18 protein-coding genes and 5 pseudogenes are annotated in these 23,188 nt (G+C 68.2%); 14 read left to right on the plus strand and 9 right to left on the minus strand.

Annotation, left to right across the window (positions count from 1 at the left end):
- Genes KBX63_RS25415 through KBX63_RS25425 form a run of 3 tightly spaced genes read left to right on the plus strand, consistent with a single transcriptional unit; the run spans position 1 to position 2,446 of the window.
- Positions 1-789: an ABC transporter ATP-binding protein gene (locus KBX63_RS25415; RefSeq protein WP_210915410.1), complete on the plus strand. Its 789-nt coding sequence runs from the start codon at positions 1-3 to the stop codon at positions 787-789.
- The gene (locus KBX63_RS25420; RefSeq protein ID WP_210915413.1) at positions 786-1,619 is read left to right on the plus strand and encodes an ABC transporter ATP-binding protein; all 834 of its coding nucleotides are present in this window, start codon (positions 786-788) and stop codon (positions 1,617-1,619) included. The genes KBX63_RS25415 and KBX63_RS25420 overlap by 4 nt, the downstream gene beginning before the upstream one ends.
- Positions 1,616-2,446 carry a PHB depolymerase family esterase gene (locus tag KBX63_RS25425; protein WP_210915415.1) on the plus strand — a complete coding sequence of 277 codons (831 nt, stop codon included), beginning with the start codon at positions 1,616-1,618 and terminating at the stop codon, positions 2,444-2,446. The genes KBX63_RS25420 and KBX63_RS25425 overlap by 4 nt, the downstream gene beginning before the upstream one ends.
- A 438-nt stretch (positions 2,447-2,884) precedes the next feature.
- On the opposite strand, the gene KBX63_RS25430 is transcribed toward KBX63_RS25425, so the two are convergent.
- Positions 2,885-3,427 (minus strand): GDSL-type esterase/lipase family protein, encoded by a 543-nt coding sequence (locus KBX63_RS25430; RefSeq protein ID WP_210915417.1) that lies wholly within the window; start codon positions 3,425-3,427, stop codon positions 2,885-2,887.
- Entirely contained in the window at positions 3,424-4,086 is a 663-nt protein-coding gene (locus KBX63_RS25435; RefSeq protein ID WP_210915418.1) for a GntR family transcriptional regulator, read from the minus strand. The genes KBX63_RS25430 and KBX63_RS25435 overlap by 4 nt, the downstream gene beginning before the upstream one ends.
- Before the next feature lie 121 nt (positions 4,087-4,207).
- Here KBX63_RS25435 and acnA point away from each other — a divergent pair, with 121 nt between their 5' ends.
- Positions 4,208-6,751 carry an aconitate hydratase AcnA gene (acnA, locus tag KBX63_RS25440; protein ID WP_307871835.1) on the plus strand — a complete coding sequence of 848 codons (2,544 nt, stop codon included), beginning with the start codon at positions 4,208-4,210 and terminating at the stop codon, positions 6,749-6,751.
- Between the two features lie 853 nt (positions 6,752-7,604).
- Here the strand turns inward: acnA and KBX63_RS25445 are convergent.
- The 3 genes from KBX63_RS25445 to KBX63_RS36070 form a co-directional block, all read right to left on the minus strand.
- Positions 7,605-8,012, minus strand: coding sequence for a DUF2267 domain-containing protein (locus KBX63_RS25445; protein WP_307871836.1), 408 nt, complete (start codon positions 8,010-8,012; stop codon positions 7,605-7,607).
- Positions 8,013-8,081: 69 nt separating this feature from the next.
- Positions 8,082-9,953, minus strand: coding sequence for a transketolase (locus tag KBX63_RS25450; RefSeq protein ID WP_247663081.1), 1,872 nt, complete (start codon positions 9,951-9,953; stop codon positions 8,082-8,084).
- The gene (locus KBX63_RS36070) at positions 9,904-10,236 is read right to left on the minus strand and encodes a hypothetical protein (RefSeq protein WP_374102264.1); all 333 of its coding nucleotides are present in this window, start codon (positions 10,234-10,236) and stop codon (positions 9,904-9,906) included. The genes KBX63_RS25450 and KBX63_RS36070 overlap by 50 nt, the downstream gene beginning before the upstream one ends.
- Positions 10,237-10,386: 150 nt before the next feature.
- Between KBX63_RS36070 and KBX63_RS36845 the strand changes: the two are divergent.
- The 3 genes and pseudogenes from KBX63_RS36845 to KBX63_RS36075 all read left to right on the plus strand — a co-directional run.
- A pseudogene (locus KBX63_RS36845) lies at positions 10,387-10,704 on the plus strand (deaminase); the annotation flags it as partial.
- Positions 10,705-10,776: 72 nt separating this feature from the next.
- On the plus strand, positions 10,777-12,042 hold the full coding sequence (locus KBX63_RS25465) for an MFS transporter (RefSeq protein WP_307871837.1): 1,266 nt from the start codon (positions 10,777-10,779) through the stop codon (positions 12,040-12,042).
- Positions 12,043-12,055: 13 nt separating this feature from the next.
- Positions 12,056-12,181, plus strand: coding sequence for a hypothetical protein (locus KBX63_RS36075; protein ID WP_256443166.1), 126 nt, complete (start codon positions 12,056-12,058; stop codon positions 12,179-12,181).
- Positions 12,182-12,251: 70 nt separating this feature from the next.
- Here KBX63_RS36075 and KBX63_RS25470 read toward each other — a convergent pair whose 3' ends face one another.
- Positions 12,252-13,412 carry a D-alanyl-D-alanine carboxypeptidase family protein gene (locus KBX63_RS25470; protein ID WP_210915420.1) on the minus strand — a complete coding sequence of 387 codons (1,161 nt, stop codon included), beginning with the start codon at positions 13,410-13,412 and terminating at the stop codon, positions 12,252-12,254.
- Positions 13,413-13,591: 179 nt separating this feature from the next.
- Here KBX63_RS25470 and KBX63_RS25475 point away from each other — a divergent pair.
- The 4 genes and pseudogenes from KBX63_RS25475 to KBX63_RS25490 form a co-directional block, all read left to right on the plus strand.
- Positions 13,592-14,266 (plus strand): annotated as a pseudogene (locus tag KBX63_RS25475) (IS6 family transposase); the annotation flags it as partial.
- Between the two features lie 216 nt (positions 14,267-14,482).
- A complete protein-coding gene (locus KBX63_RS25480) occupies positions 14,483-14,704 on the plus strand; it encodes a hypothetical protein (RefSeq protein WP_210915421.1) in 222 nt (73 codons plus the stop codon).
- A gap of 346 nt (positions 14,705-15,050) precedes the next feature.
- On the plus strand, positions 15,051-16,658 hold the full coding sequence (locus tag KBX63_RS25485; RefSeq protein WP_210915425.1) for an alpha/beta hydrolase fold domain-containing protein: 1,608 nt from the start codon (positions 15,051-15,053) through the stop codon (positions 16,656-16,658).
- Positions 16,659-16,863: 205 nt separating this feature from the next.
- A complete protein-coding gene (locus tag KBX63_RS25490; protein ID WP_210915427.1) occupies positions 16,864-17,499 on the plus strand; it encodes a poly-gamma-glutamate hydrolase family protein in 636 nt (211 codons plus the stop codon).
- A gap of 555 nt (positions 17,500-18,054) precedes the next feature.
- On the opposite strand, the gene KBX63_RS25495 is transcribed toward KBX63_RS25490, so the two are convergent.
- On the minus strand, positions 18,055-19,299 hold the full coding sequence (locus KBX63_RS25495; RefSeq protein ID WP_210915433.1) for a sorbosone dehydrogenase family protein: 1,245 nt from the start codon (positions 19,297-19,299) through the stop codon (positions 18,055-18,057).
- A 747-nt stretch (positions 19,300-20,046) separates the two neighbouring features.
- Between KBX63_RS25495 and KBX63_RS25500 the strand changes: the two genes are divergently transcribed.
- From KBX63_RS25500 to KBX63_RS36850, 3 genes and pseudogenes are all read left to right on the plus strand, one after another.
- Positions 20,047-20,628, plus strand: a complete 582-nt coding sequence (locus KBX63_RS25500) for a hypothetical protein (protein ID WP_210915435.1) — start codon at positions 20,047-20,049, stop codon at positions 20,626-20,628.
- 510 nt (positions 20,629-21,138) lie between these two features.
- Positions 21,139-21,753: a lytic polysaccharide monooxygenase gene (locus KBX63_RS25505; RefSeq protein ID WP_307871838.1), complete on the plus strand. Its 615-nt coding sequence runs from the start codon at positions 21,139-21,141 to the stop codon at positions 21,751-21,753.
- A gap of 75 nt (positions 21,754-21,828) precedes the next feature.
- Positions 21,829-21,924: pseudogene (locus tag KBX63_RS36850) on the plus strand (glycosyl hydrolase); the annotation flags it as partial.
- Between the two features lie 417 nt (positions 21,925-22,341).
- Here KBX63_RS36850 and KBX63_RS36855 read toward each other — a convergent pair.
- Both KBX63_RS36855 and KBX63_RS36860 read right to left on the minus strand, forming a co-directional pair.
- Positions 22,342-22,599 (minus strand): annotated as a pseudogene (locus tag KBX63_RS36855) (hypothetical protein); the annotation flags it as partial.
- Between the two features lie 160 nt (positions 22,600-22,759).
- Positions 22,760-23,140 (minus strand): annotated as a pseudogene (locus KBX63_RS36860) (hypothetical protein); the annotation flags it as partial.
- Between the last annotated feature and the right edge of the window lie 48 nt (positions 23,141-23,188).

Here is a 23,188-nt window from a genome sequence, read left to right on the forward strand (position 1 = left end):
ATGCTGCTATCTATCGAAAATCTGCACCTGTCGGTGCGGGACCACCGGATCCTGCGCGACGTGTCGGTCGAGGTCGCCGAAGGTGAGACGGTCGGCCTGGTCGGGGAGTCCGGCTCCGGCAAGTCGACGACGGCGCGCGCTGCGCTGCGACTCGTACCCCCAGGCGCGCGGATCTCCGGTGGTATCACGGTCTGCGGCAACAACATGACCGACCCTGCCGTGGTGCGGCAGGTTCGTCGGACCACCGCCGCGATGATCTTCCAGGACCCCCGGTCGGTGCTCAACCCGGTACGCCGGATCGGCGACTCGGCCACCGAGCGACTCGTCCACGTGCAGGGGATGGCCAGGGCCGAGGCCCGTACGCGGATCGCCGAGCTACTCGTCGAGGTCGGCCTCAAGGACACCGAGCGGTTGCTGCGGTGCTACCCGCACCAACTGTCGGGCGGCATGCTGCAACGAGTCGTGATCGCGGCGGCGCTGATCAGCGCGCCTCGGCTGCTGCTGGCCGACGAGGCGACCTCGGCACTGGATGTGACGACACAGGCCGAGGTGCTGGCCCTGTTGCGGCGTCTGCAGCAGAAACGGGAGATGGGCGTCCTGTTCATCACGCACGATTTGCACCTCGCCGCCGCGTACTGCGACCGCGTCTACGTGATGAAGGACGGCTCCATCATGAACCATCAGAAGGGGAGCGAGATCTTCGCCAATCCCACCGAGCCGTACACCAGGGCGTTGGCTGACGCCGTGCCGGTGCTTCCCGAGCGCGACCCGGTGGAGGTACGGCCATGACCGACGTCGTCCGCGTGACCGGATTGCGCAAGGCGTTCGACGTCACCCGCCGTACCCCGGGGATCGTCGCCGTCGAGAACCTGAGCTTTCGCCTCGGGAAGGCGGACGCGATCGGCGTGGTCGGCGAGTCCGGATCGGGAAAGAGCACGTTGGCCCGCATGCTGGTCGGCCTGACCCGTCCGGACGCGGGCACGATCGAGTTCGACGGGCGGGTCCGGGAGTGGCGCGAGCGGGGCCGACTCGCGCGGCTACGGCGCGCCAAGGAGGTCCAGATGGTCTTCCAGGACCCGTACGGCTCACTGGACCGGCGGCTGACCGTCGAGACCGCGCTGCGCAACGTGCTGCGCCGGCACCAGGTGGATAGCTCCGCGGTCGGTACGCGGATCGCCGAGCTGATGGACTCGGTCGGGCTGGAGTCGCGGCTGCTGGCGTCCCGCCCGCACCAGCTCAGCGGTGGCCAACGACAACGGGTCGCGATCGCGAAAGCCCTCGCTGTCGAGCCGGCGGTGCTCGTCCTTGACGAGGTGACATCGGCGTTGGACGTGTCGGTGCAGGCACAGATCCTGGCCCTGCTCACGGACATCCGCGCGCGGACCGGGGTCAGCCTGATCTTCGTCTCGCACGACCTCGCCGTGGTCGGCAAGGTCACCGACTCCATCCTGGTGATGTACCGGGGACAAGCTGTCGAACAGGGATCGACGGCCGACGTGCTCCGCCGGCCACAGCATCCGTACACCGAGATGCTGCTGTCGTCCGCGCCCGGGCCCGGCTGGCGTCCCGAGCGGGTCGCCGAACTGCGCGCCGCGTTCGCAGTAGTTCACGATCGATGAGAAAGGCTGACATGACCAGCGTGCTCTACACCCACGGCTCCACGCCGGTCGTCGCGTCCCAGGTGGACCCACGGCTGCACTACTGCCTCCACGTCCCGCGTGACCTGCCGAGCGACAGGTTGGCCCCGCTCGTGGTGATCCAGCACGGCACCGGCCGTACGGCGCAGAAGTACCGGACCGCGATGCGCGACTTCGCTGACCAGCACGGCGCCGTGATCCTGGCGCCGATCTTCCCGGCCGGCCTGATCGACCCGGACGACGTGCACAACTTCAAGTTCATCTCCTACCGCGGCATCCGCTTCGACCACATGCTGCTGACGATCATCGACGAGATCGCCGCCCGCTACCCAGTGGACGCCCACCGCTTCTACCTGCACGGATTCTCCGGCGGCGGCCAGTTCACCCACCGATTCCTCTTCCTGCACCCGGATCGGCTCGCCGCGGCGTCGATCGGTGCGCCCGGTCGGATCACCCAGCTCGACGACTCACTGCCATGGTGGCTGGGAACCAAGGAGTTCGAGCAGCGGTTCGGCAAGCCCATCGACCTGGCCACGGTACGACGCGTGCCCGTGCACATGGTGGTCGGCAGCGAGGACACCGACACGTTCGAGATCAACAACCCGGGCGACTCGAACTGGATGGATGGGTGTGAGAAGACCGGCCTGACGCGGATCGAGCGTCTGCAGACCCTGCGACGCAACTTCGAGGCCAACGGCATCTCCGTGAAGTTTGACCTCGTCGAGGGCCTGGGCCACCGGGGCATGGGCGTCCTGCCCACGGTGCGCCAGTTCTTCGGCGACCTGATCGCGAGACAGGGCCTCCGGTGACAGCGCGGACGTACCGAGTCGCTGTGATCAGAGGCGACGGCATTGGTCCCGAACTGGTCGACTCGGCGCTCACGGTGCTCGATGCCGTCGCCGCTTCCCGATCGAGCTCCTCGACGTCCAGGCCGGCGCCAGCGCGTACCGTGCCGACGGCTGCGCCATGTCCGACGCCGGGCTGGCCGTCATCCGCGAGGCCGACGCGACTCTCAAGGGGCCGGTCGGCCTGCCCGACGTCCGACAGGCCGATGGCACCGAAGCGGCCTGCTCGGTGGGATCTTGCGCAACGGCCTCGACCTGTACGCCAACGTCCGGCCGATCACTCTGCTGCCGGGCGTGCGATCGGCTCTGCGGGTCGACGACGGCATCGATTGAACCCCGACGGGACCGCGGCGAGCGGCACCAGGTCGACCACCGACGCGGTGCTCGCGGCGCTGATGTGACTTACCTGACCGCCTCGTCCCGCGCTAACACGACCCGTGCGAGCGCGGGTATCAGCTGCCGGTAACTGGCCGAGGTGAGATGCAGGCCGTCGGCCTCCAGCCCGCTCCCCTCGATGTGAGCGCCCGTCTCCAGGCTGGCCCCGGGCCCGACGGCTGCCCGTAGCACGTCCCGGTACGCGTCCAACTCGTCATTGGTCCGCATGCCGCGGCCGGGCCGGTCCGCCTCGCGGATCGACGGCGGCAGGAACGCCACCGGTCGGGCGCTGCCAAAGAACGACAAGATCGTCGCGATGTTCGCGGTGAAACGGTCGAGCGGTACGCGCTTCCACGGCGCACAGTCGTTCGCGCCGAAGGACAGCACCACGACCGCCCAGTTCAGCCGACCGAGGTGGGCGGCGCGGGCGGCCCCATCGAAGCTGTCCCAGCCGCCGGCAGCGCAGTTGAACACGGTCATGTCCGGCCCGAGTTCGTGCTCCAGTCGCTGTATGTGCGGCTTGGTGAAGCGTGCCAACATGCTGTCGCCGAACAACATCACCTGGGTCATCCGTGGCCGCCCAAGCTGGACAACGCCTTGGCGCCGAGGCTGCCACGGATGTGGTCACGCATCACCGTCGCGGCCAGGTGGCCGTCACCGGCGATGACCGCCTCCAGCATGGCGCGATGCTCGGCCGACGTCTCGTCGCGTTCGGGCTGGTCGCGTCTGTTCCGGAGACCGACGAGGCGGTAGCGGTCAGCCTTGTCCCACAGCCCGTCGAGGGTCGCGCTGAGCACCTCGTTGTGCGCAGCGGTGTAGATGGCGCGATGAAACTCGCGGTGTGCCGCCAGATCGCCCGGGTCGGGACGATCCGGCAGGGGTTTGAGCCGGTCGAACGCGGCACGCATCGCGGCGATGTCCGACGTGGCTCGGCGCTCCGAGGCGAGCGCGGCGGCCATAGGGTCGAGCGCTCGTCGCATCTCCAGCAGGTCCCGGGCTTCCTCGGCGGACAGGCCGCTCACCCGTGCGTCACGGTGGGCGTCGAGTTCGACGAGGCCTTCCGACTTGAGCCGGCGCAGCGCCTCCCGCAGGGGAGTGGTGCTGATGCCCAACTCCCGCGCCAGGACGGCCTGGTTGAGCACCGTGTCGGGGCCGTATTCGTTGGTGAGGATCTTGTCCCGCACCAGGGCGTACGCGAAGTCGCTCTTGGTTGTGTAGATGTCAGCCACCACGCTGGAGCTCCTTCCGTCAGGCAGAGCTTATAACCTGTTGCATCTGTCTCACCTAGCCCAGCAGGCGGTAGATATCAAATAGGCTTCAGGTTATAAGCTTCAGGTGGAAGGAGTCAGGGTGTCGGAACTGGTTATCGGGCCGCACCGCTACCGGATTGCTGGGATCGCCGACCTGGTGACGTCCCGGATGCCCTACACGATCCGCATCCTGCTGGAGAACCTGCTGCGCCACAGCGACCGCATCCCCCGAAGCCACCTCGAAGCGGTGGTGGAGTGGGGGTCGGAGCGGTCGTTCGCCACAGCGGTCGACCTGCGTCCGGCACGGGTGTTCATGCATGACACCAATGGAGTGCCGCTGTTGGCGGACATCGCGGCGATGCGCGACGTCGCCGAACGCGCGGATGCGATCAACCCTCGGATACCAACCGCGCTCGTGGTCGACCACTCGGTGATCGCGGAGGTGTTCGGCACCTCAGCCGCCTTCGAGCGCAACGTCGATGTGGAGTACGAGCGCAACGCCGAGCGCTACCGCTTCCTGCGCTGGGCGCAGGCATCGATGCGCAACCTCGATGTTGTGCCGCCGGGGAAAGGGATCATGCACCAGGTCAACCTGGAGCACCTGGCGCAGGTGGTGATGACCGACGGCGACTGGGCGTTCCCCGACTTCTGTCTCGGCACCGACTCGCACACGACCATGGTGAACGGGCTCGGCGTGCTGGGGTGGGGCATCGGTGGCATTGACGCCGAGGCGGCGATGTTGGGCGAGGCCGTCACCATGCTGCTGCCGCCTGTGGTGGGCGTACGCCTGACCGGCGCGCTGCCGGTCGGTGCGACCGCGACCGACCTCGTGCTCACGATCACCGAGCTGCTGCGTGCGCACGGCGTCGTCGGTGCGTTCGTCGAGTTCCACGGCGAGGGGGTGCGTCGGTTGTCGCTGCCAGACCGCGCGACCATCGCGAACATGAGCCCGGAGTTCGGGTCGACGTGCGCCTACTTCCCGATCGACGAGGAGACAATCCGGTACCTGCGGTTCACCGGCCGGCCCGCCGAGCAGGTCGCGCTCGTCGAGGCGTACGCAAAGGCGCAGAAGCTGTGGCACCAGCCGGACTCCGTCGCCGACTACACCGAGGTAGTCGAACTCGACCTGGGCAGCGTGCTGCCGTCGCTAGCCGGGCCTCGCCGGCCACAGGACAGGATTGCCCTGTCCGCAGCGGCGTCGGCGCTGGACGCCGAGTTGGCATCCGAGGGGCGCTTCGGCGACGAGCACGGTGTGGTGGGCATCGCGGCCATCACGTCCTGCACGAACACCTCCAACCCGCGGCTGATGGTCACCGCAGCCCTGGTGGCGCGCAACGCCGTCGAACGCGGCCTGACGAGCAAGCCGTGGGTCAAGACGACCCTGTCACCCGGTTCGCGGGTGGTGACCGACTACCTCGATGCCGCCGGGCTGTCTCCCTTCCTTCAGGAGTTGGGTTTCCACCTGACCGGGTACGGCTGCATGACGTGCATCGGCGCGTCCGGCCCGCTCGTCGGCGAACTCCAGGAGGCCGTACGGGACAAGGGCGTCACCGCGGTGTCAGTGCTGTCCGGCAACCGGAACTTCGCCGGGAGGATCAATCCCGACACCCGCCTGAACTATCTCGCCTCCCCGCCACTGGTGGTCGCGTACGCGCTCGCCGGCACGATGCGCACCGACCTGACCAGCGAACCGGTCGGTCACAGCCCGGACGGGACGCCGGTCTTCCTCAGTGATCTCTGGCCCACATCGGACGAGGTCTCCAAGATCATTGACTCGGTGCTCACTCCGGAGATGTTCACCCAGGCATACCGAGCCGTCTACACCGGCGACGCCCGGTGGGAAAACCTCGATCAGGCCGACGGCGACCGGTTTGCGTGGGATCCGGCAAGCAACTACCTCCGGCGCCCGCCCTTCGCGGACGGACCTCTCACGCACCCGGTCCCGGACATCGAAGGCGCGCGGGTCCTGGTGATGCTCGGTGACTCGACCACCACCGACCACATCTCGCCGGCGGGAGCGATCTCGGTGAACTCGCCGGCCGGCCGCTACCTCACCGACCGCGGCGTGGGGCGGTTCGCCTTCAACACGTACGCCTCCCGGCGCGGAAACCACGAGGTGATGGTCCGGGGCGCGTTCGCGAACGTCCAGCTCCGCAACCAACTCGTGCCGGGCGTCGAGGGCGGCTACACGCTGAGTCTCGCCGAGGACGGTCAGGTACGCACCGTCTACGACGCCGCCATGGTGTATCGCGACGCGGGCGTACCCCTGGTCGTGCTCGGCGGCGCGCAGTACGGCACCGGGTCCTCCCGCGACTGGGCCGCGAAGGGCCCCGCACTGTTGGGTGTTCGCGCCGTCCTGGCCGAATCATTCGAACGCATCCACCGCGCGAACCTGATCGGGCTGGGGGTGCTGCCCCTGCAGTACCGCCCAGGCGAGAACGCTCGGACACTCGGACTGACCGGGCGCGAGGTGATCACCATCCGTGGTCTGGCGTCGATGGAATTCGCGTCGACCATCACGGTGCAGGCGGACGAGCGTGAGTTCCACGTCGTCGTCCGGCTGGACACCACCCGGGAACAGCAGATCTACCGCAGCGGGGGCATCCTGAATCTGGTCTCGCAGCGTTTGGCCGGCACGATCTGAGCCTTCTTGACAACCGTGGCGCCTCTCGGGTCCCGGGCGGGGCGGTGGCCGCTACCGAGCCGTGGCCACTCGCATCGACAAACTCGCCGTCCGCTACGAAGCCACCATCCACCTCGCCGTCATCAACGAGTGGCTGTGACCGACTTCGACACAGACCCTGACCGGGTGACGATCGGGTTGGACGCCGACGGACGAGCATGGACGCCGGAGGACCCATCCGGCAGCTCAGGGCCGGTGAAAATGTTGGTCACCGATCCGTGTTGGTTGCCTGGGGGTCAAAGGGGTCGTCGGTTCGAATCCGGCCGTCCCGACGCAGCGGGGGCCATCTCGGAAGATCGAGTTGGCCCCTTGTCGTACCTAGATGACTGACTGAGTGACTACGCCTCAACGTCGAAGATCGGGTCCATCGCGACTGCGCCGCCCAGGAGCACCGGCCGTGAAGTTGTCATTGCGTACCGGGACGAAGCCGAAGTTGTACCCGAAGAACGGCGGACGGTGGACCTCCCACCGGTGCGGGCCCGGGTCGCCGTCCGGGGATGATGACCCCCACGGAAGCTGCGCGTGGAACGGGGACAGCCGCAGCCACCTGTCGAGGTGGCTGGACAGGTGGAAGCCCGGGGTGACGTGCACACCCACCGGGGCGAGGACACGTCGGCCAAGTCGGCCGGATCCGCCGTTCGTCTCGCCGGTGCCGCGCGAACACGCCAGCCATGCCGTCTGGGTCGACCCGGTCCTGGTCGGGGACGTCGTCTTCCTGGACACCCGACCGCCGGCGGCGCCACCCCTGCTGGAAGGGGCTGGGCAGCGACCGCGGATCCGCCGAGGTCCGGCTGGGGACGTAACGCGGCCGGGCTTACGTGCCAATCCGGCGGGGTTCGAGCCGGGTGGCCGCCGGCCCCGTCAGCTGCCAGAACTCCTTCGGCAACTGGGCGATGGAATCCTCGTACTCCTTCGCGCTGACCCCGTCCCGCAGTGTGTCCAGCACGGCGCGCACCCCGTCGGTCGCCGTCTGGAACTCCACCGCGGCGCGTTGCTGCACCCGCTCGAAGAACTCGGGAAGCTCGAACGGTTCGGCCTGCTCGTCGGGTTTGCGTAGGTCTCCCCGCAGCTCCTCGGGGAGCTGCGCGGCGAGATCCCGTGCCTGGCCGCCGCTGAGCCGCTCCGCCAACGTCGCGAGCGTGGCACGGGTGATCGGCTCGGCCAGGATCGGTGACATCTTCGGTCGCGTCGCCACCGACTGGATGAACTCCGTGTAGTTCACCTCGAACCCCTTCCTGCCGCGAATGCTGCGTCTACCCGCGCGTCCGAGGGTGAAACGGCGCCCGCCGCGTCAGTGGCCGGGGGCCTGCGCGGCGCGTGCCGCCGCGACGATGGCGTTCACCCCGATCCCGGCCTGGTCCATCAGCTGGGTCGGGGTACCGGAGGTGGGAAGGCCCTGTACCGCCAGGTGCTTCACCCGCACCGGCTCGGCGAGGTCGGCCAGGGACTCGAGGACCGCCGACCCCACGCCACCCTCCGGGTAGTGATCCTCGACCACCAGCAGCCGACCGCCGGTGGCCCGGACGGCGTCGAGCAACCGGTCCCGGTCCAGTGGCTTGACCGAATACAGGTCGATGACCCTGGCCTTGATCCCCTCGCGCGCCAGCTCGTCGGCGGCGGCGAGGCAGTTGTGCACCGTCACCCCGGCGCCGATCAGCGCGATATCGTCGTCGTCGTCGCCGCGGAGCAGTTTGCTGCCGCCGACCGGGAAGGCGTCCTCGTTGTCGTAGAGCACCGGGTACTTGCCTCGGGTGGTGCGCAGGTAGTTGACGCCCTTGCGGTCGACCATCTGCGCGACGAGGGCCGCGCAGGACACGGCGTCGCTGGGATACAGCACCGTCGACCCCTGCACGGCGCGCATGGCCGCTAGGTCCTCCAGCCCCATCTGCGAGGGACCGTCCGTCCCGACCTCCACACCCGAGTGCGACCCGGACAGGGCGATGTCGGCCCGGGAGATGCCGGCCATCCGCACAAAGTCGTAGGCGCGGGAGAAGAACGCCGCGAAGGTCGCGGCGAAGGGCCGATAGCCGCGTACCTGCAACCCGACCGCGGCGGCGACCAGTTGCTGTTCGGAGATGAACATCTCGAAGAACCGGTCCGGATACGCCTCGGCGAACTTGTCGGCGCGGGTGGAGTCGCTGACCTCACCGTCTAGGGCGACCACGTCCGGCCGCGAGCCCAGCGCGCGCAGCGCGTCACCGTACGCGTTCCGGGTGGCCACCTTCGCCCCCTTGTCGTACCGCGGAAGCGTGGGGGGCTCGCCAGTGGGGGCGCCGGCCGGCGGGGCGGACTCAGGTTGCGGCCCGGTGACGCGGATCTGGCGTACCCCGCCGAGAGCCTTTACGGCCCGCTCGGCCATGTCGGGTTTCAGCGGCTTGCCGTGCCACCCGGGCTGGTTCTCGACCTCCGGCACCCCCTTGCCCTTGACCGTCCGGGCGAGCACCACGGTCGGACCCGTCGCCTGCCGCGCCCGGCCGAACGCCTCGTCGATCGCGGCCAGGTCGTGGCCGTCGATGACGAGGGCCTGGCAGCCGAACGCCTCGACCCGGCGGCGGTAGGTGTCCAGGTCCCATTCCAACTCGGTCGGGCCCCGCTGCCCGAACCGGTTGATGTCGACGATCACGGTGAGGTTGCGCAGCCCGTAGTGGCCGGCCTTGTCAAGCGCCTCCCAGATGGAGCCCTCGGCCATCTCGCTGTCGCCGCACAGCGCCCACACGTGGAACGGCAGGTGGTCGAGGTACCGGCCGGCGAGCGCGATCCCGACCCCGACGGGCAGTCCCTGACCGAGCGACCCGGTGGCCACGTCGACCCAGGGCAGGGCCGGAGTGGGGTGTCCTTGCAGGCGCGACCCGAACTGGCGGTAGGTCTCGACCAACTCCTGATCGGTGATCGCGCCCACCGCCTTGAAGACCGCATACAACAGCGGCGAGGCGTGGCCCTTGGAGAAGATCAGGTGGTCGTTGGTCCGACCGCGCGGGTCCGTCCACTGGTAATGCAGGTGCCGGGAGATCAGCACGGCGAGCAGGTCCGCGGCGGACAGACTGGAGGTCGGATGCCCCGATTCCGCCCTGGTGCTGCACCGGATCGCGTCCACTCGGAGCTGGGCGGCGAGCTCACCCAGTTGGGTGAGCTCCTCCGCGGGCAGTGTGCGCTCTGCTTCCATCGTCACCGGCATCGCCTCCGCAGATACCGTAGTCAGGAAAGACACGCATTATCCGGTAACCGCCGATTTGCCAGGGACAGAGCGGGCCGGCCACGACCGGGAGTTGACCAGCCAGCCCGCCCATGCCAGATACGGCACGACGGCCAGCGCGACGGCCACCGCGTTGCCGACCGCGCCTGACGCCCTCGGCGGCATACCGAGCCAGCCAGTTGTGGATCGGCTGCCGCGACACCCCATACCGGGCGGCGACCTCAGTCTTCGCAGTGCCGCCCAGGCACTCCATCACCGCGTGAAACCGCTGCTCCAGGGTCAACCCCGCGAGTCAACCAAACCCGGGCAGGCCCAACCATGAGCTCACAACGAACGCCCAAGATGAGCGGTTCCTCGCCCGGGCCATCGAGATTTCACGACGCGCGCTGGAGGACGAGGGAAGACCCCGTTCGGAGCCATCGTCGTCATATCCGGAGCGATCGTCGGCGAGGGCACCAGCAGCGTTGTCGAGCTGCGAGACCCGACCTCACACGCGGAGGTCATGGCCCTGCGCCAGGCCGGCAGCAACGTGGGGCGGCACCTGTTCGAAGACGGCATCATGTACGCCAGCAGCGAGCCCTGCCTCATGGCCTGCTACGGAGCCCTCCCGGACCAGGCCGTCGACGTACTGCACAGTGAGCCGACATGCTGCCCTCACCGGTCGAGCCCAAGTTCTGAGCAGACCCAGATCCGCGACACTGGGCTCTGCTGCGCCCACTGACGGCAATCCGGTGAGCCTGGCGTGTCGGGGCCAGTCCATGTCGCGTGTGAGGGGGCTCGCACCGGGCAATCCGTGCGGCACGTCAGCAGGGGCGCGTCCATGGCGACGGTGCCAGGAGCTGCTTGCGGTTCACGAGGAGGACGTCTGATGAGTGTCGCCGGACAGCGGCGGATCTCGCCGAATGTCGCCCTGTTTCTGCTCGCCTCGATCCTCGTGTCCTTCGTGGCCTCGTCGTCAGCCCCGACCCCCCTCTACGAGATCTACCAGGCGCGCTGGCACTTCTCGCCGATCACGACCACCGTGGTGTTCGCCGTCTACGCCCTCGCGGTGCTGGCCTCCCTGCTCACGTTCGGCAAGCTGTCCGACCACGTCGGGCGGCGACCGGTCCTGCTTGTCGCGATCGCGGTCCAGATGATCTCGCTGGTCATCTTCATCGTCGCCACCGGCGTGTCGGCGCTGTTGGCAGCCCGCGTCGTACAGGGGCTCGCGGCCGGCGCCGCCACCGGCGCCGTCGGTGCCGCCATGCTCGACATCAGCCGCTACCGCGGCACGCTCACGAACTCGATCGCCCCCGGTATTGGGTACGGTACCGGTGCCCTGCTTTCGGCGCTGCTCATCCAGTACCTGCCCGCGCCGACCCGACTGGTGTACGCCGTTCTGCTCGGCATCCTGCTGGTCCAAGGCGTCGGGGTCGTGCTGATGCGGGAAACGGTCACGCCGATGAAGGGAGCGCTGCAGAGTCTGCGGCCGGAGATCGCGCTGCCACGCGCCGTGCGCGGACCGCTACTGGTCGTCGCTCCGGTGCTCTTCGCCATCTGGGCGCTGGCCGGATTCTTCGGCGCGCTCGGCCCGGCGCTCGTGCGCGCCCTCATGGCCACCTCGATTGTGGTCGGCGGTTTGGTCGTCTTCGTCTTCGCCGTCTTTCAATCCGCCACCATTCTCCTGCTGCGCAACGCCGCCGCACGGACCGTGATGCTCACCGGAATTGCCGCCCTCATCCTGGGCATGATCATCACGCTGATCTCGGTCACCGCCGAATCCATCCCTGGCTTCTTCGTCGGCCTCGCGCTTGGGGGCGTCGGCTTCGGTGGCGGTTTCCAGGGCAGCCTCAAGACGGTCATGCCGCTCGTGGAGGCGCACGAACGCGCCAGCGTGCTCTCCCTGCTCTACATCGTCTGCTACGTCGGCTTCGGCCTGCCCACCGTCATTGCCGGCTTCCTCGTGGTCTACACCGGCGGCCTGCCCCGGACCGCCAACGAGTACTCCGTCGCCGTCATCCTCCTCGCGGTGGTCGCCCTGCTCGGGCTGCGCAGGGCTGGCAGGACGTCACCCGGCTGACCACCGCCCTGGTTTGAGCATTAGCGGTTCCCGCTGGAGCATCGAGGAGCTGTTCCAGACCGGCAAAGGCCAGATCGGCAACATCGCCGCACCCGGTGTTACGGGCTGGGCAGCCGTCAGCCTGCCGAACGCGGCGTGACCTCGTGCTCATCACCACGAGCCGTCACGATCCGCAAGCTCGACCCTTCAGGGTCGAGAAGCTGACCTCCCTACTGTTGGCTGGATTCTCGGCGCGCACCCATATGCCGTCGCTGGGGAGTCGACACGGCCAGGACGACCAGTGCGACGGCCGCGCCGAGGCCGAGGCCGGTCACCAACCACAACGATGAGGACTTCTTCTCTGTCTCGGGTGTTTCCAGGGTGCCAACGGACGCATCGGGAGAGAGAGCGAAGCCCCAGTCGAGCAGGGCGATCGCCTCGCCCAGGCTCCCCAGTGGTGCGGTTTCCGCTCCCAGCAGGGTCACCGTGAGCCGTCGGCCGTCGCGTTCGGCCACGCCGACGTACGTCTGCCGGGCGAGTGAGGTGAATCCGGTCTTCCCGCCCAGCATCCCCGAGTAGCGGTCCAGCAGGGTGTTGTCGTTGATGAGCTCGATAGCCGGCTTTCCCGGCTGTGCTGGTACCTCGGCCGCCCTGGTTTGCATGTATCGCCGGAAGTCCTCCCGCGCGAACGTGACCCGCGCGATCAGCGCCAAGTCGTACGCGCTGGTGTACTGACCTGGGCCATCCAGGCCCGACGGCGTCGCGGCGTGGGTCTGGTTCGCCCGCAGCCGGCGCGCTTCGTCGTTCATCGCGTCAACTCCGCCCTTCCTGCCTTTCTCGCCGCCGCCGACGCGGGCCAGCACGTTGGCCGCATCGTTGCCCGATTTCATGAGAAGCCCCAGCCACAGGTTCTCGATGGAGTACCGGCCACCATCGACCACGCCCATCAAGGAACTGGCCGGGTCGAGATCGGCGAGGTCCTCCCGTTTCACCTCGACGACCTGCTTTGGGTCGAGGCGGGGCATCAGCGCCGCCGCGAGGAGCAGCTTCTGCACGCTAGCGGGCGTTCGGCGCTCGTGCGGGGCGCAGCCGCCGAGGACCTCACCACTGTTGAGGTCCGCCACCACCCAGGCGGTGGCGGTCACGGCCGGCGCCGACGGCGCACCCTCGTGGATCGCCAGTTCTGACGTCGCCAGCGCGTCGCCCCCGACTTTGCGATGGGCGGGGTCGACCGGTGGTGGGGACGGTGTGGCGGGTGGGGGCACCGGCGGCTGCGCTTTCGGGCAGGGCACGGACGGCGCAGCGGTCGCCGGCGTCGGTGGCACGGTCGCCACAACGGGCACGGCCACCATGGCACTCAAGGTCGCGGCAGCAACGCGAAAAGTAGTCATGTTGAAGGACGGTAATAGTCAACGAGGTGGGCGCGGTTGGGTTAGGTAAAGAACGCCGCGATAACGGCCCTTGCTGTCCTCACCGCCGGGGAACGTTCCTGTGGGCACCGTTGCATTGAGCGTTGGCAAGATCGAGGCAGGCTTGAGCAGTGAGGTCATCGACCCGCTCTCGCCTGTGGTTGCCTCCGACGTCGACGTTCGCCGGGTTCCGGTTCCCGACCGAGGTGATCGTGGTCGCGGTCCTCTGGTATCTGCGCTTCAACCTCTCGTATCGCGACGTGGAGGAGCTGCTGGTCGAACGTGGGGTCGAGGTCGATCACGTCACCGTGTTTCCGGTGGGTGCAGCGGTTCACGCCGCTGCTGGCCGGCGCTGCCCGCTTCTCCCGCCACTCGCCTGGTGACAGGTGGCACGTCGACGAGACCTACGTCAAGGTCGACGGGGTTGGCGGTACGTGTACCGGGCGGTCGACCAGTACGGGCAGGTCATCGACGTGCTCGTCACGGCCCGCCGGGACGCTGGCGCCGCCCGGCGGTTCTTCCGACGCGCGCTGTCGTTGAAAGTGACACCGAGCGAGATCGTCACCGATGCCGCGCCGGTCTACCCTGCCGTGCTCGACGAGCTGATCCCGTCCGTGTGGCACCACGTCGAGCAGTACGCCAACAATCCGATCGAAGCCGATCACAGCCAGCTCAAACACCGGTTGAGACCGATGCGCGGGCTACGAACGGACACGACAACACAAGTGATCATCGGCGGCCACGCGCTCATGCAGAACCTGCGCCGCGGACACTACGAACTCGCCATCGACACCCCGCCCGCTCTGCGAGTCGCAGCGGCGGTTGCCGAACTCGCCACCGATGCAACCATGGCCACCACGTATGCCGCCGAGAGCCGGGTTGTGAGCTGGTCTCCCGGGGCCGTCTTGTGAGATTGATTCTGACGGTCTCAAAAGGGCCCACTCGGACGGCCAAGACTGGCCCCACCAACAAGTGGGGACACCTCCGCAAACGTGACGCTCGGTCGTCGCCGGCTCCCGGATGGTCCGCCTGACCGGAGGGATGAGCGGAGAATGAGAGCCCTGTTCGTGCTCGCCGGATTGCTGCTGACCCTGACGGCTCCCGCCGGTCTGGCCGCCCCACCGGCTGCCGCTGCGCCGACACTGCCGGAGACGGTCGAGGTGAGCCTGGACCAGAGCTGGATCAACGCCGTCGTGGGCGACGTGCTGAGGGTGGTGAGACGGCCATCCTGCTCGCCGTGGTCGGCGAGCGAGCGTGGGTCGTGGTGGGGCTGATCGAGGCGTCGCGGGATCTGCGGCGGTGGTACGGCGAAGCGTTCCAGGCGGCGGCGACCAGGTAGGTGTCCCCGGTCAGCCGGGTCGGCCGCGCTCGCCGCCGCGGGCCGTCCGTACCCCCTCGGAGGGCGCATGCGCCGGATGATCACGCGGGCTCTGCTGACGGGAAGACAGGCGTGAGTGTACGCGGCCGACCCACGTTCACTGCGGGTGGAGTCGGGCGCCTACGCCCGGCTGGGACGTGCGCTGACCAGCGTCGACCGGCCCGTTCGGGTTCTTGGCGACATGCCAGGTTATGCCGCGAAGGCGGTGCCGGTTGCGGTAAGTGTGGAGGAGGAGGTGTCCGATGACGCTGCCGTACGCGACCTTGCCGGGCGACCTCGACCACGTGATCGCCGATGAGCACGTGGTGGCGAACCGCCTCTTCGAGCACCTCGAGGCCGGACGCGGTGACCGGCGCATGCTGGTCGACCAGGTGAGTTACGGCCGCGCCCTGCACGCCCACGCCGAGGAGGAGGTGTTGTATCCGGCGCTGGCCGAGATCGGCGCCGCCGCGGACGCCGAGGAGGGGCGGGACGAGCACCAGGCCCTCAAGAGGCTGCTCGTCCTGCTTGACCATGCGGATCCCGGCAGCCGCGAATTCGAGCGGGCGCTGAACAAGCTGATCGGCGGTGTCCGGCACCACATCGAGAAGGAGGAACGGGAGTTCCTGCCGGCGCTGCGTCGGGCGGTGGGCGCGGGGGAGATGGGTCGGCTCGGCGAGCGGTACCTCGCCGCCAAGGGGTCGGCCCCGGCCCGCTCGCATCCCACCGTCCCGCCCACCGGACGCCGTCGCAGGCTCATGCACGGTGCCGCCGGGTTCATGGACAAGGTACGCGACCGGGTATCCGGCCGCAGCAACGTCCTGTCGACCGACGCCTCCTGGCTGCTCGACACCCAGGCGCAGCGGATCCTCGACACCTGGTCCCGACTGGTCCTGGCCCCGTACGAGCTCCTCACACTCGAGCAGGCCCGCCAGCAGCCGAGCCTCGCTGACGCGGCGATGGAGATCCTGCAGCAGGACGGGCGGCCGACGGACCCCGAGGAGGTCGGATCGGCAGCGGACGTCGCCGTGCCCGGCCCGGGTGGCGATCTGGTCGTACGCGTCTACAAGCCGCTCGGCCAGACCTCCGATCCGGTGCCCGTCGTGATGTGGGTGCACGGTGGCGGTTGGATCCTGTTCACGAACGACGACTACGACGCGTCCTGCCGCGCCCTGGTCAACCGGACCGGCGCGATCGTGGTGTCGCCGGAGTATCGCAAGGCTCCCGAGCATGTGTTCCCGGCCGCCCACGAGGACGTGCTGGCCACCTACCGGTGGCTCCGGACCAACGCCACCGGGCTCGGCGGCGACCCGTCACGCATCGCCATCGGCGGGGAGGGCGTCGGGGCGAACATGGCGGCCGCGACCTGCGGTCAGCTCAAGCAGGCAGGTGAGCCACTGCCCGTGGCGCAGGTGCTCGTCTGCCCGCTGACCACCACCGCCCAGTACGGCGCGTCCATGCGGGACGCCGCAGACGCCCGGCCGCTGAATCGTCCACTGCTGTCCTGGATGATGATGCACGCCTTCCGTGGCGTGACCGACAGCCTGAACGACCCCAGGGTCGATCTGCTCCCGCTCTGCGCGCAGGGCCGCGCCGGTCTGCCGCCGACACTGATCGTCACCACCGACCGCGACGTGCTGCAGAGCCAGGGCGATGAGTGGTGCGCCCGCTTGGAGGCCGCCGGCGTGCGGGCCACGTCGGTCCGTTACGGGGGAGTGATGCACGACTTCTTCGGCCTTGCCGCGGTGCTGGACAAGGCCGCGCACGCCCAAGAGCAGGTCGCCCTGCACCTGCGCCAGGCGTTCGAGGCGGCCCCGGCCGCGCATGCGTTCGATGGTGCGCCAATGCGAAGGCCCAAGGTCATCGGGTGACGCTGGCTGCCATGTCGCGGATCGTCCAGCTGCTGGCCTCGCTCGTCACCGAATCGATCTAATGACCCCCGGAACAGCGGGTAACGTTGCCGCTGTGAGCACGGAGTCGAGCGCGCCGGTCGGCAACCTCGGCCGACCGGCGCGGATCCCGCTGGCACCATTTCGGACTTCTTCGGCGAGGCGGGCGTCCTGATCGGAGGCATTTGTGGGCAACCTTTATGACAACTACGCCCAGTTGGCCGCCGGCGAGGAAGAGGGCGTTACCTACACCCGGACCGCGCTTTACCGACCCACCACATCGTGGGCTTCCATCGCGATCCACGGGGGCGGCATAGAACCCGGTAGCGGTGAGTTGGCGCTCGCCGTAGGCGACGAACTCATGGACACGTATGTGTTCGCCGGCATCAAAGCCAGCCACAACTCCGATCTGCACATCACCTCTTCGCATTTCGATGAGCCGCAATGTCTAGCCCTGGTTGGGGCGGCGGACAGATGCATATCCTTCCATGGCTACGCCGGCACCGCCGACCAGGCGGAAACGGCCCTTGGAGGGCTGGACGCCGACCTGCAGCGAAGCATCTCGGCCGCGCTGATCGACAAAGGCTTTCGGGTCATATCGGCCTCGAGCGAGGTGGCCGGCACCTACCCCGGCAACATCTGCAACAAGGATCGGCGAGGAGCGGGGGTACAGCTAGAACTCTCTCACGCTCTGCGCAAGTCGTTCTTTCCCACGGAGGACTTGTCCCGAGCAATGAGAGACTCGGGGCAGCGGACGGCGCGTTTCTACGACTACGTCGAGGCCATCAAGTCGGTGGTCACCACTTTTCAGCCGGCGTCGTGAGGCGCTGAGTCCGGTCACGACCATCCTCGGGTCCTCAGAGATCGGACCAGCTCTCCCTGCTGAGGCAACCCCGGGTGCCACGACGCATCGGCGTGCGGCATGGTTGGCGAACTGCGCCCCATGGTCGGTGCGGAGGTGAAGGCACAGATCCACCCCAGACGCGGCACCGTCGATCTGCAGGTGGAAGGCTGACATCTGGGGTGCCGCACCAGCCAATGCCCGGTCTGCTGCATCCGCTGCCTGTCCCCCGCAGGGCGGCGGCGGTGAAGTGCTCGTTGCGGTGGATCGGGACGCCACACGTCATGGCGAGCTGGCCCGAATCGGTCGCCCTGGCACGCGACTTGCGCTGACCCGTCGAAGGGGTCCGTGGACGACCGGCTCAGCGGGCCATGCTCGCGAGCGCGGCAACCGCGCTGCCGAGCAGCCCGACCAGCACGATCCGTCGGAACACCACGAGAAACGCACCCGGGGCCTGCATCGGAGTTTGCCGGGGACGGCCGCCCGGACGCGGCCGTCCCCAGGGGTATTGCCGATGCGGAGGGATTGCCCCGAGGTTCAGCGGTTCGCCGCCCCGCCGCTAGAGGCTGGCTGGACCCGCTCGAACCGCACCCGGCTCAGCCATCCCGGGAGGTCACTGAGCACGTACAGCTCGCCGTGCACGTCGGTGTCGATCGCGGTCGGCTGGGTGGGGAAGTTGCCGATCGTGGCGGACTCGTAGCCGCCCGTGGGTTTGGGACGCACGGCGAACGCGAGGGTCGAGCAGTAGTCGCTCGCGACGTAGGTCCCCCACGCCTCCGGGGTGGCGGACCCTCGGTACACCACGCCGCCGGTCACCGAGCAGTTCTCCGTAAGGAAATGTTCGTACTCGAAGACCGGGTCGGTGTACCGCACGCCCGACTGGCATTGCTCCGGGTCGAAGACCGGAGTGCCCTCTCGGCAGGACCAGCCGAGGTTCGCGCCACGCTGCCAGGGGCGGATGTGGTTGATCTCCTCGACCAGGCCCTGGCCGACATCACCGATCCACAGCGAGCCGTCGACCGGGTCGACGGAGAACCGCCACGGGTTGCGCAGCCCGTAGAGCCAGATCTCCGGCCGTGCGCCCGGCACGCGGACGAACGGGTTGTCGAAGGGCACACAGTAGGGCTTCCCACCGCAGGTGCGGTTGATATCGATTCGCACGATCTTGCCGAGCAGGGTGCCGAGGTTCTGACCGGCCTTGAACGGGTCGTTCGCGTGGCCGCCGTCGCCGAGAGACCAGTAGAGGTAGCCGTCGCGGCCGAACCCTACCTGTCCGCCGTTGTGGTTGCCGTACTCCGCGTGCTCTTGGGTGAGCAGCACCTGCACCCGCTCAGGAGTGCCGATGGGGACTCGCGCCAGGGTCAGCGCGCCGGCCGGTAGGCTCGTGTAGGCCACGTAGAGGATCCCGGTCCGCGCGAAGTTCGGCGCAGGCGTGATGCCGAGGAGGCCGCGCTCGTTGTCCGACGTGTCGATCCGGGCGGTCAGGTCGAGCACCGGCTCGGCCGCCAGGCCGGTGTCGGGGTGGTAGGCGCGGACGGTGCCGTTCTTCTCCGCGATCAGCATCCGGCCGTCCGGCAGCCCGGTCATCGCGATCGGACGCTGCAGACCGAATGCCACCTGTTCGGATACCACAGTCAGCTCAGCGAGTGGCACCACGCGGGTGTGGGATGTGCCCGCCGCGGCGGTGCCGGCCACCGGCGCCGGTGGCAACAGGAACGCAGTCAGGGTCAGAACGAGCAGCCCGGCCAGCATGGTGGCCGGGCGACAACGCCGTCGCGACATGTTTCAGCTCCTCGAGCAAGTGGAGTGGAGGAAGCAACCTGGGAGCGTTCCCACGATAAATCGAGTCTCGTCAATAATCAACCCCGCCGTCGTGCCGCCTCTGGTTGGAGGAGGAGCGTCGGTCGACAGGACGGCAAGGGCACGACCATGATCGTCTCCAAACTGAGGGCGCTCCCATGCTTTGGTTGTCACTGTCGCCGCCATGGAAGGGGGTCCCCGCTGCGCCTCGACGTCCTGCCGCGACGCGGCATGTAGTGCACCAGCGACGCGCCCTGCGCCCTGGAGACCAACCCGGCGGCCGCGTTCACCCCATCCATGCGACCCCGCGGGTGGCGGTCACCCGAACGCTTCATGCGCTGGTGGTGGGTCTCCATTGGTCGGTGTCGTCGGGCCAGGGTGCGGGACGGCCGCGGTCGTCCCAGAAGGTGAGGATCGTCGATGTTGCCAGAGCGGATCCAAGCGTGTTGGAATGGCTCACATCGCCGCAGCGCGGGGGCAACCGTGCTGGGAACGGCCAGCACGGGAGCATCGCAGTGCCGGCAGCGCGCCGCTTTGGCAGACGCTCGCATGCCGCATCGCCGGGCCATCTCTATGACGACGGGCATTTTGCCGGGCAGGCATTTCGCCCGCCGTACGTATCCCCCGGTACGTGTCCCCGACGGCCGACGCGCTTGACGTCTGACACGCCGGGAGCGTCCGATTCGCTCTGCCAGCGCATCAGAACCGGCGACGAGGTGAGAAGCAATCATGATTTCCCGAGAGAGTTTCGCGGGTTGGTACCGAAACCGCTTCATGTGGGTGGCGATGATCCTGCTGGCGGTGTCGGCCAGCGCGGTCGTACTGGTCAACCGGGCCGGTCCGGAGGCGGAGCCGCCGGATCTGCAAGGGCAGATTATGACCCGGATGCGTACCACGCTCGAACAGGCGGACCCGGGGCAGCACAACCACGCCGGACACAGTGTCCAGCAGGTGGCCACCGAGGAGGAGAAGCCGGCAGTGATCTGCGGGGTCCGCGTCTACGGCTACGAGCCGACCGAGGTCACCGCGCTCGCCGACGTGCAGACGGTCTACGGCTTTCACCTCTGCGGGGTCGCCGAGCAGAAGCGCCCCTGGGACGTGGCGGTCAAGCTGGCCGGCCCTGTGATCATGGACATGTCCACCGAACCTCCGGGCATCCAGGTGGTCGAGGCGACCGCCGACGTCATGTTCGTCGACCGGCTGCGGGAGATGTTCCCGGACAAGTACGCGGAGTTGGCGCTCAAGGAGGCGCTGGCCGACTCGGAGATGGCCGACCAGCGCCGCCGGTACGACGCCGCAGCCGGGCTTTGACCATGGCGGGCGGCCGGGCGGGGCGGTCGTACCCGCACCCACCCGGCCGCCGGATCCGAACCTGCGAAACCAGCGGCTGGGCATCGCCTTCAGCGGGCCCTCCGGTAGCTGTGAACCGTCCGCGTACTGCAGTGGATGCCGTTGCGGGCGGTCCGTACGGCGATGCCGCGGCTGCGGACCTCGGTGCGCAGACCCGTCGTTGATCCGGCGTCGGGTCAGCAACCCGTGCCGCACCCTCCGCTGGGTGGTGGTGATCCAGCCCAAAGTGGGTCGGCGTGGTCGGATGTGGACAGTTCTGGGAGCTGCGCTCGACGGCGATCCCGGTCAGCTCGATCTACATCCGGCCATAAATAGATCGGTATTGATATTTAAGCCCATAGGTGTAACAGTTGCTTGGGAGCGTTCCCATCCTGATCTTTAGTACCGAAGAACGGAGGATGAACAGTGCGTTTACACAAGTCCGATCAATCCGGCGGACGACCCCGGTCAACTGTCCGTCAGTCCCTCCGAGTGCTCGTCCTGCTGTTCGCCATGGTGGTCGGTACGCTGCCCTGGACCGGCGCAGCCCAGGCCCACGGCACGATCATCAACCCGGCGAGTCGCGCCTACCAGTGCTGGAAGACCTGGGGTAACCAACACACGAACCCAGCCATGCAGCAACAAGACCCCATGTGCTGGCGGGCGTTCCAGGCCAACCCCGACACCATGTGGAACTGGATGAGCCAGCTGCGGGACGGCCTCGCCGGCCAGTACGAAGCCCGTACCCCGGACGGACAGCTGTGCAGCAACGCCCTCTCCAGGAACGACACAGTGAACCAGCCTGGAGCATGGAAGGCGACCACCGTCAGCCGCAACTTCACGGTCCAGCTGTACGACCAGGCCAGCCACGGTGCTGACTTCTTCCGGGTCTACGTCACCAAGCAGGGGTTCAACCCGACCACCCAGCGGCTCGGGTGGGGCAACCTCGACCTGATCACAACGACCGGGCGCTACGCGCCAGCGCAGAACATCTCGTTCAACGTCTCGGTCTCTGGACGCACCGGAAACCACGTCCTGTTCGTGATCTGGAAGGCGTCACACCTGGACCAGACCTACATGTGGTGCAGCGACATCAACATCACCTGATCGGAAAGACCGACAGCCGCGACACTGCTCCGGCCCAGGGCGTTGGCGTCCTGGGCCGGATTGTTCGGAGGCACAGTGATCTTCCGGCCCTACCACGAGGCTGGCGGTACCTGGTTCTGGTGGAGCGTGGAAGGCGGCAGCCAGTACAACCGGCTGTGGCGCTACACCTATGACTACATGGCACGGGGATCACCTCACAATCAGCAACTCCGCCGTCCACCTGCGCAAGGTCTACAACCACGCCTAAATGGTGACCCGCGCCGAGGTGCCCAACCTACGGTGACTCGGGCGGGGTGGCCTCGTTGCGCGGCCACCCCGCCACCCGGATCATCGACGGCGCTGATACCCGGCCCCTGGCACCGCGAAGCGGGTGCCGCGCGAGACGCGGCACCCGCCGAGGGCTGCCGGGTTCAGCCGCGCCGGGACACGTCGATGTCGGTCCGCCGGGCTGGCAGGGGGTACGCCGGGTCGCGGAAGAAGCTCGGGTGTGGGGGCAGGTTGTAGGTCACGTTCTCGCAGGCCACCTGATTGCGGGTCGTGCATGAGCGTGCGAATCTTGTGGCTCGTCGGGATGGTGGTGGTGAACAGGCGCAACTTGTCATCGCCGAGCCGCAGGACCACATCCTCGCGCCAGTCGCCGAGCAGATCCGCCGAAATGATCGGGGTGGACTTGCTGCCGTTGACGGACGAGGTGCCGGCGGCGACCAGCAAATCGGTCTTGTTCACGGTGGACGGCCTGGTGTCGTACTCGGTGTTCGCCGTCGAGATCCGGTTGCCGTCGAGCAGTTCGCGGGTCAGGTCGCCGTCCCAGTAGACGAGGAGGTTCGGTGCCCGGCCGGGTCGGATCGAGGTGGGCGATGTGCATTGCGTCGCCGTGCGCGAGGTACACGAAGCGGGCGTTCTCGTCCGGGTTCTTGATCTGCGGCGTCAGGTCCACGTTGACCGGCAGCGCCGGGTAGGGGAACCAGGTGTGCGGCACCGTCTTGATGCTCAGATCGCTCTCCAGCACCATGGCCCCGTAGACGATCTCGTCGCGACCATCGGCGTCCACGTCCGAGGCCATCAGGCTGTGCACCCCGCGCTCCTCGCCGAGCGTCGGGTCGGGCAACCGGCCGGAGTCGAAGGTGTCGCCGAGGATCAGTTCGTTGCCCCGCATCGAGTACGCCGCCACGGTGGTCTTCGCGTAGTAGCCGCGCGCCATGATCGCGCTCGGGTCTACGCCGTCGAGGTATGCCACCCCGGCCAGGAACCGGTTGGCCCGGTTCCCTGCGGGTCGCCCCACGGGACGTGACCCCATTTCTGTCGCAGGACATGGCCGGAATTGTCGTCGGTCTGCAGGCGGAAGGCTGATATCTGGGGTGCCGCACCGGCCAACGCCACACGTCATGGCGAGCTGGCCCGACTCGGTCGCCCCGGCACGCGACTTGCGCTGACC

It is taken from the genome of Micromonospora sp. U21, assembly GCF_018070045.1.
In the GTDB taxonomy this organism is placed as follows: domain Bacteria; phylum Actinomycetota; class Actinomycetes; order Mycobacteriales; family Micromonosporaceae; genus Micromonospora.

What these genes read in the sequence shown, in the direction of transcription:
- KBX63_RS25480 (WP_210915421.1), top strand. Translation starts at nt 14,483, where the DNA reads ATGAGAGCCCTGTTCGTGCTCGCCGGATTGCTGCTGACCCTGACGGCT.
- KBX63_RS25470 (WP_210915420.1), bottom strand. Translation starts at nt 13,412, where the DNA reads ATGACTACTTTTCGCGTTGCTGCCGCGACCTTGAGTGCCATGGTGGCC.
- KBX63_RS25420 (WP_210915413.1), top strand. Translation starts at nt 786, where the DNA reads ATGACCGACGTCGTCCGCGTGACCGGATTGCGCAAGGCGTTCGACGTC.
- KBX63_RS25415 (WP_210915410.1), top strand. Translation starts at nt 1, where the DNA reads ATGCTGCTATCTATCGAAAATCTGCACCTGTCGGTGCGGGACCACCGG.
- KBX63_RS25450 (WP_247663081.1), bottom strand. Translation starts at nt 9,953, where the DNA reads ATGGAAGCAGAGCGCACACTGCCCGCGGAGGAGCTCACCCAACTGGGT.
- KBX63_RS25485 (WP_210915425.1), top strand. Translation starts at nt 15,051, where the DNA reads ATGACGCTGCCGTACGCGACCTTGCCGGGCGACCTCGACCACGTGATC.
- KBX63_RS36070 (WP_374102264.1), bottom strand. Translation starts at nt 10,236, where the DNA reads ATGGAGTGCCTGGGCGGCACTGCGAAGACTGAGGTCGCCGCCCGGTAT.
- KBX63_RS25500 (WP_210915435.1), top strand. Translation starts at nt 20,047, where the DNA reads ATGATTTCCCGAGAGAGTTTCGCGGGTTGGTACCGAAACCGCTTCATG.
- KBX63_RS25495 (WP_210915433.1), bottom strand. Translation starts at nt 19,299, where the DNA reads ATGTCGCGACGGCGTTGTCGCCCGGCCACCATGCTGGCCGGGCTGCTC.
- KBX63_RS25430 (WP_210915417.1), bottom strand. Translation starts at nt 3,427, where the DNA reads ATGACCCAGGTGATGTTGTTCGGCGACAGCATGTTGGCACGCTTCACC.
- KBX63_RS25425 (WP_210915415.1), top strand. Translation starts at nt 1,616, where the DNA reads ATGAGAAAGGCTGACATGACCAGCGTGCTCTACACCCACGGCTCCACG.